The organism is Streptomyces sp. NBC_01190 (assembly GCF_045039895.1).
In the GTDB taxonomy this organism is placed as follows: domain Bacteria; phylum Actinomycetota; class Actinomycetes; order Streptomycetales; family Streptomycetaceae; genus Actinacidiphila.
Genome location: NZ_CP108580.1, coordinates 2,134,847 through 2,147,534 on the forward strand (window position 1 = coordinate 2,134,847; position 12,688 = coordinate 2,147,534).

The 12,688-nt window shown below is 71.4% G+C and carries 12 protein-coding genes; 3 read left to right on the plus strand and 9 right to left on the minus strand.

The annotated features are described in order from the left end of the window. Positions 1 to 57: 57 nt before the first annotated feature. A complete protein-coding gene (locus OG519_RS09075) occupies positions 58 to 609 on the minus strand; it encodes a TetR/AcrR family transcriptional regulator (RefSeq protein WP_405581011.1) in 552 nt (183 codons plus the stop codon). 120 nt (positions 610 to 729) lie between these two features. Between OG519_RS09075 and OG519_RS09080 the strand changes: the two genes are divergently transcribed. Beyond that, complete coding sequence (locus tag OG519_RS09080) at positions 730 to 1,779, plus strand: aldo/keto reductase (protein ID WP_405581013.1); 1,050 nt, start codon at positions 730 to 732, stop codon at positions 1,777 to 1,779. A 52-nt stretch (positions 1,780 to 1,831) separates the two neighbouring features. On the opposite strand, the gene OG519_RS09085 is transcribed toward OG519_RS09080, so the two are convergent. Further along, positions 1,832 to 2,494 (minus strand): O-methyltransferase, encoded by a 663-nt coding sequence (locus OG519_RS09085; protein ID WP_405581016.1) that lies wholly within the window; start codon positions 2,492 to 2,494, stop codon positions 1,832 to 1,834. A 46-nt stretch (positions 2,495 to 2,540) separates the two neighbouring features. Here OG519_RS09085 and OG519_RS09090 point away from each other — a divergent pair, with 46 nt between their 5' ends. Then, entirely contained in the window at positions 2,541 to 3,182 is a 642-nt protein-coding gene (locus OG519_RS09090) for a nucleoside/nucleotide kinase family protein (RefSeq protein WP_405581019.1), read from the plus strand. A 35-nt stretch (positions 3,183 to 3,217) separates the two neighbouring features. On the opposite strand, the gene OG519_RS09095 is transcribed toward OG519_RS09090, so the two are convergent. The 3 genes from OG519_RS09095 to OG519_RS09105 form a co-directional block, all read right to left on the minus strand. Then, positions 3,218 to 4,066, minus strand: coding sequence for an HAD family hydrolase (locus OG519_RS09095; RefSeq protein ID WP_405581021.1), 849 nt, complete (start codon positions 4,064 to 4,066; stop codon positions 3,218 to 3,220). Then, positions 4,063 to 6,585, minus strand: coding sequence for a phosphoribosyltransferase (locus tag OG519_RS09100; protein WP_405581024.1), 2,523 nt, complete (start codon positions 6,583 to 6,585; stop codon positions 4,063 to 4,065). Before OG519_RS09100 ends, OG519_RS09095 begins: the two co-directional genes overlap by 4 nt. A gap of 166 nt (positions 6,586 to 6,751) precedes the next feature. Beyond that, entirely contained in the window at positions 6,752 to 7,924 is a 1,173-nt protein-coding gene (locus tag OG519_RS09105) for an HpcH/HpaI aldolase/citrate lyase family protein (RefSeq protein ID WP_405581027.1), read from the minus strand. A 261-nt stretch (positions 7,925 to 8,185) separates the two neighbouring features. On the opposite strand from OG519_RS09105, the gene OG519_RS09110 reads away from it, so the two are divergent. Then, positions 8,186 to 9,214 (plus strand): TerD family protein, encoded by a 1,029-nt coding sequence (locus OG519_RS09110; protein WP_405581029.1) that lies wholly within the window; start codon positions 8,186 to 8,188, stop codon positions 9,212 to 9,214. An 83-nt stretch (positions 9,215 to 9,297) separates the two neighbouring features. On the opposite strand, the gene OG519_RS09115 is transcribed toward OG519_RS09110, so the two are convergent. The 4 genes from OG519_RS09115 to OG519_RS09130 form a co-directional block, all read right to left on the minus strand. Next, positions 9,298 to 10,029: a Tellurium resistance gene (locus OG519_RS09115; RefSeq protein WP_405581030.1), complete on the minus strand. Its 732-nt coding sequence runs from the start codon at positions 10,027 to 10,029 to the stop codon at positions 9,298 to 9,300. A 127-nt stretch (positions 10,030 to 10,156) separates the two neighbouring features. Continuing rightward, complete coding sequence (locus OG519_RS09120; protein WP_405581032.1) at positions 10,157 to 11,377, minus strand: DUF475 domain-containing protein; 1,221 nt, start codon at positions 11,375 to 11,377, stop codon at positions 10,157 to 10,159. An 80-nt stretch (positions 11,378 to 11,457) separates the two neighbouring features. Beyond that, a complete protein-coding gene (locus OG519_RS09125; RefSeq protein WP_405581034.1) occupies positions 11,458 to 12,033 on the minus strand; it encodes a TerD family protein in 576 nt (191 codons plus the stop codon). A 37-nt stretch (positions 12,034 to 12,070) separates the two neighbouring features. Further along, positions 12,071 to 12,646 carry a TerD family protein gene (locus OG519_RS09130; RefSeq protein ID WP_405581035.1) on the minus strand — a complete coding sequence of 192 codons (576 nt, stop codon included), beginning with the start codon at positions 12,644 to 12,646 and terminating at the stop codon, positions 12,071 to 12,073. Positions 12,647 to 12,688: the final 42 nt, after the last annotated feature.

Consider the following 12,688-nt stretch of genomic DNA (forward strand, 5'->3'; position numbering starts at 1 on the left):
CACCCCGAGCCCCCCGCGCGCCCCCGCGGCCTCGTCCCCCACCCGGCCCACCCGGGGCTACGGGCGGAATCCGTCGATCGCCAGCTCAAGGAGACGGTCGGCCTGGGCGGCGCCGGCGGCGGTGTCGGAGGTGCGCCACAGGCAGCTCATGAGCATGATGACGTCGACCGGGTCGACGCCGGGGCGCACTTCGCCGGCGCGTTCACAGGCGTCCAGGAGCTGCTTGACCGCCGCGGTCACCGGGGGCCAGGAGGCGCTGACGACCTCTTGCGCGGCTGCGGAGTGCAGCGCTTCGCCCAGGCCGTGCTTGATCCGCACATAGCCGGCGAGGGTGATGAACCATCGTCGCAGCGCGTCCAGGGGGGGATGCGCCGCGAGCACGTCCGGTACCGAGGCGACGAGGCGCTCCGTGTCGTGGCGGTGGACCTCCAGGATCAACGCCTCGCGGGTCGGGAAGTGCCGGTAGAGCGTGCCCGGGCCGACGCCCGCGCGCTTGGCGATCGAGTTGAGTGAGGCGTCGGGGGACTCGGCGAGCGCGTCGTGGGCGACCTGAAGGATCACCGCGCGGTTCTTCAGCGCGTCAGAGCGCTGCGGCACTGCGTCGGGCATGGCGTCCTCCTGGTCCGCGGTGATCTGGCATTTGCGATACGGAGAACTCTCCGTTAGCGTTTCACTGCCAGCCGGAGACTTCTCCGTTTTCTTCCCGACGCCTATTGTAGGAGCCCCGCCATGCGCTACATCAAGCTGGGCCGGACCGGCCTCGACGTGTCCCCCGTCGCCATCGGAGCCATGACGTACGGCGAACCCGACCGGGGCCACCCGGTCTGGTCGCTCGACGAGGAGGCCAGCCGTCCACTGATCAAGCACGCCCTCGAATCGGGCATCAACTTCTTCGACACCGCCAACCTGTACTCCTACGGTTCCAGCGAGGAGATCCTCGGCCGTGCGCTGAAGGACTTCGCGCGCCGCGACGACGTCGTCGTCACCACCAAGGTCCGCCACGCGATGCGACCCGGCAGCCCCAACGGCGGCGGGCTGTCGCGCAAGGCGATCATGTCCGAGATCGACAACAGCCTGCGCCGCCTGGGCACCGACTATGTCGATGTGTACATGATCCACCGGCTGGACAACGACACGCCGTTCGAAGAGACCCTTGAGGCACTGGACGACGTGGTGAGGTCCGGCAAGGCCCGCTATCTGGGCGCGTCTTCGATGCACGCCTGGCAGTTCGCCAAGCTCCTCCACCTCCAGGAGCGCAACGGCTGGGCCCGCTTCGTCACCATGGAGGACCATTACAACCTCCTCGCCCGTGAGGAGGAGCGGGAGATGCTGCCGCTCTGCGCCGACGAGGGCGTCGCCACCGTGGTGTGGAGCCCGCTGGCCCGCGGCCGCCTCGCCCGCGCCTTCGAGCAGGCGAACGCGGGCGCGCGCGCCGCCACCGACGGCGCCTACGCCGACACCCTGTACCAGGCCGGCGCCGACGGCGACCGGGCCATCATCGACGAGGTCGGCGCCATCGCCGACGCCCGCGGCGTCACCCGCGCCCAGGTCGCCCTGGCCTGGCTGCGCCGCAACCCCGTCGTCGCCGCCCCGCTCGTCGGCGCCCGCACGATCCAGCAGATCGACGAGGCCGTCGCATCGCTCGATCTCGACCTCACCGACGACGAGACCCACCGCCTCGAAGCCCCTTACACCCCTCGGTACGACCCGCAGGGCATCTCCGAGGCCCGCGAACTGGAACGCGTCAAGGCCGGCATCCCGGGCTACGCCAACCTCTGACGGCGCCCGCACCGGGCCGGCGCTTCGGCGCGCTCAACCGCTGCCGGGCGGGCTACCCGCGGCGGCGGGCCAGGGTCAGGCCGTCGGCCACGGTGAGCAGGACGTCGTCCACCCGCTCGTCCGCCCGGACGTGCTCGTTGAACGCCCGGATCGCCGCCGCGCCGCCGCCGGCCGCCGGGTCGGTGACCCGGCCGTGGAAGAGGGTGTTGTCGACGACGAGCAGGCCGCCGGGGCGCAGCCTCGGCACCAGCTCCTCCCAGTAGGCGATGTACGTCTCCTTGTCCGCGTCGAGGAAGGCCAGGTCGATCCACGGTCCGTCCGGCAGCGCCCGCAGCGTGTCGAGCGCGGGCGCGATCCGCAGGTCGACGCGGTCGGCGACCCCCGCCTTGGCCCAGGCCCGGCGGCCCACCGCCGTCCACTCCTCGGAGAGGTCGCAGGCGATGAGCCGGCCGTCGGCGGGCAGCGCCTGCGCCATGGCGAGGGTGGAGAAGCCGGTGAACGTGCCGACCTCCACGATCTGCCGCGCGCCGGTCAGCCGGACCAGGAAGGCCAGCAGCGGACCCTGCTCCTCGGCGGTCTGGAGCCCGGCCGCGTCCGGCAGCTCGCGCCGGGTGGTCTCGACCAGCTCCCGCTGCACCGCGTCCAGCGGCGGATTGTGGTCCAGGACGTATGTGTACAGCTCGGGTGTGAGGGGCGGGTTCTTCGTTTCGTGCACCGTCTGCTCCCGTGTGGATGGCTGAGGCCTGACCTACGCTGACGGAATGCTCGTCGATGACGTGGTCGCCCTGGTCCCCAGCATCCCAGGCAGGAGGGCGCTGCTGGGGCTGGTGGGTGCGCCGGCCGCGGGCAAGTCGACGCTGGCCAGACGGCTGGTGACGGGGGTGAACGAACGCCTGGGCGCCGAAACCGCCGCCTATGTGCCGATGGACGGTTTCCACCTCTCCAACGCCCAGCTCGACCGGCTGGGGCTGCGCGACCGCAAGGGCGCGCCGGAGACCTTCGACGTGGACGGCTATGTGCACCTGCTGCGCCGGCTCCGGGCCGAACACGAACGCCCGGTCTACGCCCCCGACTTCGACCGCCGGCTGGAGGAACCGGTCGCCGCCTCGCTCGTGGTGCCCGCACGGACCGCGCTCGTCGTCACCGAGGGCAATTACCTCGCCGACGACGGCCCCGGCTGGGAGCAGGTCCGCGACCTGCTGGACGAACTCTGGTATGTGGACGCGCCCCGCCGGCTGCGGGAGCGGCGTCTGCTGCGGCGCCATCTGCGCGGCGGCCGCTCCGAGGAGGAGGCCCGCGCGTTCATCACGGCGAGCGAACGCCCCAACGCCCGCCGGGTCGAGGCGACCCGGGCCCACTGCACCCGTGTCATCACCCCGGGCCGCCCCGACGACGCGGCCTGACGGCAACGCCGCACCGGGACGGCCGGGGTGGCGGGTCAGGCGGCCAGATCCTCCCCCGCGGTGCGGACCAGCATGCGGCGCAGAATCTCCTCGCCCGCGGCGACCCCCACCGTGTCGAGCGCGGTGATGTGGGGTGCGGTCCAGCCGGTGTCGGCGAGTTCGCCGTGGCCGGGGGTCCAGCCGGTGTCCGCGGCGGTCAGCAGGTCGGCGTCGAGCAGCGAGTCGCCCGCCGCCAGGACCTCCTGGGCGCCGGTGCGGCGCACCACCTCGGCGAGGGCCGCGCTCTTGCTGAGCGGCTTCGGCACGGCGTAGATCTTGCGGCCCTGGAGGGAGACCGTCCAGCCCAACGGGGCCGCCCACTCGGCGAGTTCCTTCACCCAGCCGGCCGGCAGCCGTTCGCGGTCCACCACCAGGTAGGCGAAGTGTTCCTCGGCGATGCGCTCCTTGCGCAGCCAGGCGGGGTCGGCGGTGGCGGCGAGATGCGCCCTGATCTCCTCGAGTGGCGCGGAGCCCTCGGCGAGCCGGCGGCGTATCTCGGTGTTCCAGTCGTGGTCGGTGTGGCCGTCCACCAGCAGGTGGCCGCCGTTGGCGCAGATCGCGTAGCGCGGCGGGCGGCCGGGCAAGCTGATCCTGCGGTACTGCTTGCGGGTGCGGGTGGTGGCGGGCACGAACCGCGCGGTGTCGGCGAGTTCGGTCAGCAGCCGGCCGGCCGCCTCGGTCATGAACGACAGCGGCTTCGCCTCGTGCACCTCGACGCAGAGCAGCCGTGGCGCCTGCTCGTCGGGCATGGTGAGGGCGAGGGCCGCGGTGGAGTAGATCAGGGTGCGGTCCAGGTCGCTGGCGACCAGGACGCGGCTCGTGGTGGGGTGGGTGGCCTTGGTCACTTGCTGCCTACCGCCTTGCCGTCGGTACCGGTCGCGCCACGGGTGTAGCGGGGGTGGATCAGTCCGACGCAGGAGTACGGCAGGCCGTCGGCCTCCTCGACGGGGACGCCGCGCTGGGCGGCGAGCAGCCGCACATGGTCCAGGTCGGCGCCGGCCCCGCGCTGGGCGAGGATCTTCCACGGCACCCGGCGCAGCAGCACCCGGGTGGTCTCGCCGACCCCCGGCTTGACCAGGTTCACATCGTGGATGCCGTACTCCGCGCTGATCCGCTCGACCGCCCGCCAGCCGGCCCAGGTCGGTGAACGGTCCTGGGACCGAAGTGACTTGACGTCCTCGGCGACACCGTCGGCGACCGCGCCGAACTCGGCGGAGACGGTGTCGAGGAAGAGCCCGGAGACATCGGCGTCGAGCAGTTCGCGGTAGAACTTCGCGCCGTGGAAGTCGTCCGGGCCGATCAGGTCCGCGTTCAGCACGGTGCGGGAGATCAGCCCGGAGACGGTGGAGTTGAGGCAGGCGGAGGGGATCAGGAAGTCGTCCCGGGTGCCGTAGGTGGAGACGCAGCCGCCGGGGTCGGCGAGCACCGCGATGTCCGGGTTGAAGCCCTCGAACTCCGCCACGGCGTCCGCGAGTTCCCTGGTGATCGCGCCCTTGCCGGTCCAGCCGTCGACGAACACCGCGTCGGCCGGGTTGTGGTGGGCGGCGAGCCAGCGCAGCGCGTTGGCGTCGATGCCGCGGCCGCGGACGATGGACACGGCGTAGTGCGGCAGGTCGAGGCCGTGCGCGTGCAGCGCCCAGCGGCGCATCAGGACGCCGACGGGGGTGCCGGCCCGGGCCAGCGAGACCAGTACGGCGCCGGGGCCGCGTTCGGCCAGCACGAGTTCGGTGACGCTGCCGACGGCGCGGGCGATCCGGGCCGCCGAGCCGGCCAGCGCGGCGCGGAAGAGCCGCTGGTACTCCGGGGTCGGCTGGTATTCCACCGGCAGCGATTCGGCGTAGTGGGCGCCACCGCTCTGGATGGCCTCCTCCCGCTCCTCGGTCGGCGCTTCGAGCTCGATCGCGGAGAGGTCCTTGAGCAGCCAGCCCACCTCGTCGGGCGCGTACGAGGAGAAGGCGGGCCCCCGCAGGGGCTCCGGCAGCGGGCGGTTCACGGTCCGGCTCATCGTGCGGGTGCTTCCGTTCGGTCGGGCGTTCGGTCGGGCGTTGGGTCGATGGGACGGCACGACGGCGACCAGCACCGTGTCCGTGAGCCCGGCCACCCGGCCCACCAGGCCGTCGGTCCGGTACAGCGCTTCGGTGTCCCCGACGGAGTCCACCACACACACCACCGCGTCGAACCCCCTCAGGTTGTACGCGTACCGCTCCGGTGGCCCCTCGTCGCCGGGCTCGTCGTGGGCCGGGAAGACGATCCGGTCCCTGATGGCATACCCGGGATCGTCCACGGCCAGCACCGGCGAGCGGGTCGTGGTCGAATACCGCACCTCGGCGGCCGCCCCCGGCCCCGCCTCGGCGGTCAGCGTGTCCTGGAGGGCCTGGGCGAGGCGCAGGGGCGCGTACATCAGCTCCTCGTTGCCCAGCACGAGGACGCGCGGGACACGGCCGGAGCCGGTGGTCCGGCGGCTGCCGCGGGGCAGCGCGTCGGCGAGGCGCCGGCCCATGGCGGGCAGGGCCGCTTCGAGCCGCTCGCGGTGGGCGGGCAGAAAGCCGTGCCGGCCCCCGTCCGGGACACCGGCCGGCCAGCCGAGGTCGACCTTCCGGTGGGGCACCTCGGGCCCGGCGGGCGGCGCCGGTGCGGGCGCGGCCGGCCCGGGAGCGTGCGCGGCCACCAGTGCCTGGCCCTTCTCCAGCACGCCGGGCGGAAGCGTGACCGTCCCGCTGGCCAGTGCCACGACATCGATCCGGGCGCCGAGCGCGCCGCCGAACGCGGCGAGGGCGGCGTGGTCGGCCGGGGAGCGCATGTCGGTGAGGGCGACGATCACGTAGTGGGACCGCGGGTGCCGCTCATGGAGGTCGTGGATGGTGTTGCGGATGGTACGGCCGGTGGAGAACTCGTCGTCGACGAGGACGAGCGGGCCGTCGCCGGCGAGGAGCGCCGGGTCCTCGGGGAGGAGGAGATGGCCGGTGGCGTGGCTGTGCTCCTCCTCGAAGCCGCCGGCCGGGGCGACACCGGGGACCGGCCGGCGGGTCGAGTGGAGGTACGGCACGCGGCCGATGCCGTCGGCGACGGCGTGCCCGAGCCCGGTCGCGGTCTCGGCGTAACCGAGCACCACGGCCCGGTCCGCCACCGGTCCGAGCAGCTCCCCGACCCGCTCACCGAGCCGGTGGGCATGGCCGTAGACGGTGTCGGGACGCTGCGGCACATGCTTGCCGAGCACCTGCGAGACGAGCAGGTGGGCCCGCTTGGGGTTGCGCCGCAGCGCCAGGCCGATCAGGTCGTGCAGGCCGTCGCCGTGCAGGGCGACGCCCAGCCGGTCGGCGACCCACTGGCCGGGCCAGGGGGCGTTGGTTGCCGTGAAGGCCATAGAGCGGGTTGTCCTCGTTCCGGGTCGGGTGGGGTGGGGCGGGGGCAAACGTGGGGGCAGGGGCAGCGGCAGGCGTGGGGGCGGGGCCGGGCGGGATAGGGGCGTCCGAGGCGTCGGGGAGCCGCACCGGCGAGGAGCGGGCGGGAGAAGGCCGGTGCGGCCGTCGTCACGAGGCCGGCAGACTCGCCGCCAGCAGCTCCACGAAGCCGATGTCCTCGCGGGCGACACCGAAGACCTCGGCCCGCCGCAGCGTCCGCTCCGCCCAGGCGCGGTGCGGCTTCACCTCGTTCATCTTGTTGGTGTACGACGACCGCAGTACGCCCCCGCCGCTGCGGTCCTCGTGCAGGATGTCGGCCGCGTCGCTGAATTCCTCGTGCGTGACCACGTTCAGCGCGTGCACCACCGGCACATGGGTCGGATGGATACAGGTCTTGCCCTGGAGGCCGTTGGCCCGGTCCAGTTCGATCTCGCGCAGCAGCCCGTCCATGTCGCGGGCCAGCAGCTCCTCGCGCAGGTCCTCGGCCTCGGGGGTGAAGGGGCTGCGCCGCAGTTGCGGCTTGAACATCCGCTCGTGGTGGCGGAAGTACTCCCAGACCGGCCCGCTCACGGTGAACCCGGTGCCGTCGGCGCGGCCGAAGACATTCACCACGTCGGCGATGACGGACGCCACGATCTGCACGTCGTACGCGGTCATGGCGGGCGCGCGGCGCAGCCCGTAGGAGGCGCAGAAGTCGGTGACGCCGAGCCGGAGCGCCAGGATCCGGTCGCGGTATTTGTCGACGGTCCTGGAGATGCCGCTGAGCGTCTCCACCCGGGTCTCCAGGTGCAGCAGCTGCGGCGATTCCAGCACGGGCATGGCGAAGAGCCGGCGGCCGCAGGCGGCCTCGGCGCGGGTGAGCGCCTCCAGGAAGGGGACGCCGCTCTCCTCGGTGAACTTCGGCAGTACGAATCCGGACAGCAGCGCCGCGCCGGCGCCGAGCCGGTCCACCAGATCCGTGATCTGCTCGGGGGTGCGGACCCGGATGAAGAGCAGCGGAATGCCGCCGGCCGCGTCCGGCCGGCCGGCGAGGTCGGCGAACTGCCGGACCAGATTGGCCTCACCTGCGACGACATCCCGGTCGTCGATGGAGTCCTCCAGGCACAGCACCATGGACACCACGCCGTGGGCGGCCTGCTTGCGGATGTCGTCGGCGAGCCTGGGCCGGGTGGCCGGACTGTAGAGCGTGGCCCCCAGGGCGACAGCGAGCGTGTGGGCAGGCGAGTCGGCGGTGAACTCCTGCGGCTCGCGGTGGAACAGTTCACCTCTGAGGCCAGAAGTGAGATGTCCGAAGTATCGCATACGCCCCCTTTCAGGGTGGTCAGGCCGGAAGACATCTGGCCGATAATCGTACGTGCGGGCAGCCCGTAACGGCTCCCTCATGCGTGAAAAGCAGGTAACCGGCGCAGGTCCACCGCGTGACCGCCGTGTCAGTCCGCCGGTCCGGACATCCCATCGACGCGGGCTTGTTTTCACGCGTTCCCTACGGCTTCCCACCGTCGCACACCGCAACCACCGACGCCCACCGCGCGGCGTTGTGGCGCGGACCGCAACAAGGGCAGGATGACCGGTATGACGCTGGTGATGGTGAAGGGCTCGAACAACCCGCTGGACGCCTCCGGAGTCCGGGCCGTGCTGCGCTGGACACCCGGGCCCGGCTCCCCGGATGTGGACGCCTCCGTGCTGCTGCTCGGTCCCGACGGACGGGTTCGCTCCGACGCCGACTTCGTCTTCTACAACGAGCCCCGGCATCCCTCCGGCCTCGCCCGGCATCTGCCGAAGAAGCGGATCCCGGAGGGCCTCACCGACACCGTCGAGGTCGATCTCGCGGCGCTCGACGCCGGCGTGGACCGGGTGGTCTTCGCCGCCTCCTGCGACGGCGGCCCGTTCCGGCAGGTCAGCGACCTCTCACTGATGCTCTACGACAGCGCGGGACCGCAGCACGCCGCGCCGCTGATCAGCTTCGAGGTGGTGCCGGACACCGGCCATGAGACCGCCCTGATCTGCGGCGAGGCCTATCGCAAGGGCTCCGGCTGGAAGTTCCGGGCCCTCGCGCAAGGGTACGCCTCAGGGCTGGTCGGCCTGGCGACCGAGTTCGGCATCGCGGTGGACGACGGGGAGCCGGCGGCGGAGCAGAGCGCGTCGCCGCGGGCCACCGAAGCCGGGTCACCGCCGAGCACCGATCCCGTACCACGCACCGGTCCCGGACAGCCCGCGGCGGCCCCCACCGACCCGACCGCTCCGGCCGCGCCGCCGGCGCCCTTGCCGGCGGCGGCCGCCCCCACCAGCGCCTACGGCTATCCGCTGCCGGCCCCGGCCGCGAGCGCCCATGTCCCGGCGCAGCCCGCCTACGGCTACCCCCAGCCGGCGGCCGCCGCCCCCGCGCCACCGGCCATGGCGCCGCCGGTGCTCCAGCAGCCGCGGCAGGGGTATCCGGCGTACGGCTATCCGCAGCCGGTCGCGGCCACCGCGGCGGCCCCCGCGTCAGCGGCGGCGCCGGCGGGCAACGGCCCGCGCGGACCCGGCGGCGAGAGCGTCGACAACGGCTTCACGCTGCCGCCCCAGGGCCCCCAGTTCCAGCCTGGGCACTGACCCGGGCACCGACCCGGGCACTGTGGACGCTGACTGGCCACTGACCGGACCACTGACCGGCAACGGCGCCGGGCGGGGTCGCGCTACACCTTCGTCTTGTAGCCCCGCCCCCATTGCAGTCCCCAGCCGTACAGCCGGTCGATCTCCGCCTGGAAGCCGTACACGTACCGGACCTCGCGCCGCACCACCAGCTCGCCCTTCCGGTTCTCGATCAGCACCACCGCGCACGACCGGGCCTGCGGCTCGCGCTCGCTGAGCGGGATCTCGATCCGCGGGCCCGAGCCGGGGAAGATCTCCACCTTGGCGTGGGTGCGGTCGAAGGCGGGCGTGCCGTCGTAGATGTAGACGAAGACCAGCAGCCGCTTGAACTCCTCGCGCTTGTCGAAGTTGATGTAGAGCGTCTCCCCCGAGCTGCCGCCGAACCGGTCGTCCCCGCTCATCTGGATGTACGGCGGCGAGTCGAGGTCGCCGAGGAAGTCGCCGAGCGGCTGCACCACTCCCTTGCTGCCGTCGGCCAGTTCGTAGAGGCAGGCCAGGTCCAGGTCCACATTGACCATGGCCGGGCCGGCCGCCTGCACCACATGCGGCTTGAAGATCTCCAACTGCCGCCGCAGGAAGCCGCCCTTCTCCTTCGTCCAGCTCGCGCTGTCCGTGGTCCGCATCTGCCAGGAGAGGTTCACCCGCATATTGCCGACCGCCGCGCCCTGCTTGGTCAGCGAGATCTCGGGGCGCCGTTTGGTCAGCTCCACCGAGTGCACATTCGTCAGGTCGAACTGCTGGGCGCCGCTGGGCCCCAGAACACGCCGCCAGTCCATCGGTGCCACCCTCCTGTTGATGCTCCGCCGCTCTGCTGCTCGGCCGATCTCGTGCTCTGCCCTTGTCCGTACGGTGACATGCCGCTGCCCCCGCCGACCGGCGGGGGCAGCGGAGGCGCGTCCGGGGTCAGACCCCGGACTTGATCTCGGTCTTCTCCGCCGGCTGCTCGGATGCTTTCCCGACCCGGCGGTTGCGAACCACCGAGGACCAGTACGACGCTCCGATCAGGACAACCCCGACGAGGCCGGTGACCACCTCGCTCACCTCGTACTTGATCGTCACCAGCAGGATGACCGCCAGCGCGCCGATCGCGTAGTGCGCGCCGTGCTCCAGATAGACGTAGTCGTCGAGCGTGCCCTTGCGGACCAGGTAGACGGTGAGCGACCGGATGTAGAGCGCGCCGATGCCCAGACCGAGGGCGATCTCGAAGATGTCGTTGCTGACGGCGAAGGCGCCGACCACACCGTCGAAGGAGAAGGAGGCGTCGATGACTTCCAGGTACAGGAACATGAAGAACGCGGCCTTGCCGGCCAGTCCGACCGCTCCGGCGCGGGTGGAGCCGGTCCGCACCGGCGCGGCGGCCTCGCCCTTGCCCTGCGCGCCGACCACGGCGCCGTCACCGCCGGTGGCACCCGTCGCGCCCTCGGTCGCGTCCTCGGTCTCGTCTTCCTCGTCTTCCTCGTCTTCGAGGCGGTCCTCGAAGAAGCTGGAGACCCCGCCGACGACGAGATAGGTGATCAGGCCGCCGACTCCGGCGAGCAGCACCGTTTCGGCCTTGTCGATGGTGCCGTGACCGCCGTGCACCGGGACCCCGGTGGCGACGGTGGTGGCGGCGATGACCAGCGCGATCATCGCGACCACGACGGAGAGCATGTCGAGTTTGCCCAGCTTGCCCAGCGGCCGCTCCAGCCAGCCGAGCCAGGTGATCTCCCGCTCCTCGAAGATGAAGTCGAGGAAGATCATCAGCAGGAACATGCCACCGAAGGCGGCGATCGCCGGATGCGCGTTGGTGACCAGGGTCTCGTAGCGGTGGTGGTCGTCGATCGCGACCTTGACCGCTTCGTAGGGGCTGAGCTTGGCGGTCACCGAGACGATCACGATCGGGAAGATCAGCCGCATGCCGAAGACCGCGATCAGCACGCCGACGGTCAGGAACATCTTCTGCCAGAAGGCGTTCATCTTGCGCAGGATGCCCGCGTTGATGACGGCGTTGTCGAAGGAGAGCGAGATCTCAAGGACGGACAGGATCGCGACAATCGCGAGTCCTTTTCCTCCCCAGAGGATGCCGGCCAGGGCGAGGCCCAGGGCGGTGATGCCCAGTGACCAGCCGAATGTTCTGAGGAGCACGTGCTTCCCACCCAATCCTTGTGCAGCCCGCCCATGTGCCCCCCTACACGTCGTAGGGAGCCCCCGCGCGGTACGCGGCTTTACGAAACGTTGACCCCGAAGTCTAGGGCGATGCCTCGCAGCCCGGAGGCATACCCCTGACCAACGGCTCGGAACTTCCACTCGCCGCCGTGGCGGTAGAGCTCGCCGAAGATCATCGCGGTTTCGGTGGAGGCGTCCTCGGTCAGGTCGTAGCGGGCCAGCTCGGCGCCGTCCGCCTGGTTGAGCACCCGGATGTACGCGTCGCTGACCTGCCCGAACGTCTGCACGCGGGCATCGGCCTCATAGATGGAGACCGGGAAGACGATCTTGTCGATGGCGGCCGGCACCGTGGCCAGGTCGACCAGAATCGTCTCGTCGTCCCCACCGGAGCCGCCGACCAGTTCGTCACCGGTGTGCTCCACGGAGCCATCGGGGCTCTTGAGGTTGTTGTAGAAGACGAAGTATTCATCTCCCATGACCCTGCCGTTGGCGCAGAGCAGCGCGCTGGCGTCCAGGTCGAAGTCGGCTCCGGTGGTCGAGCGGGCCCTCCAGCCGAGACCGATCTGCACCTGGGTGAGATTCGGCGCGGCCTTGGAGAGGGAGACATTGCCTCCCTTGGCGAGCGTGACGCCCATCGTGTTGTTCCTCCCCGCAGTTGGTTCCGGGCGACTGTCAGACGTTGACGCCGAAGTCCTGGGCGATGCCGCGCAGCCCGGAGGCGTACCCCTGGCCGATCGCGCGGAACTTCCACTCCCCGCCGTGCCGGTACAGCTCGCCGAAGACCATCGCGGTCTCGGTGGAGGCGTCCTCGGTGAGGTCGTAGCGGGCCAGCTCCCGCTGGTCGGCCGCGTTCACCACCCGTATGTAGGCGTTGCGAACCTGGCCGAAACTCTGCTGCCGGGGCTCCGCGTCGTAGATGGAGACCGGGAAGACGATCTTGGCGACATCGGCCGGCACCCCGGCCAGATTGACGTTGATCACCTCGTCGTCCCCCTCGCCCTCACCGGTGAGGTTGTCGCCGGTGTGCTCGACCGAGCCGTCCGGGCTGCGCAGGTTGTTGAAGAAGACGAAGTGCTGGTCGGAGAGGACCTTGCCCTGCTCATTGGTGAGCAGCGCGCTCGCGTCCAGGTCGAAGTCGGTTCCGGTGGTGGTACGGGCGTCCCAGCCCAGACCGACGACGACCGCCGTCAGGTTCGGGGCCTCCTTGGTCAACGAGACGTTGCCACCCTTGCTGAGGCTGACTCCCACGAGCCCTCCCGTCCGTTCGGCGCAGCGAGGCTGCGGGTGATG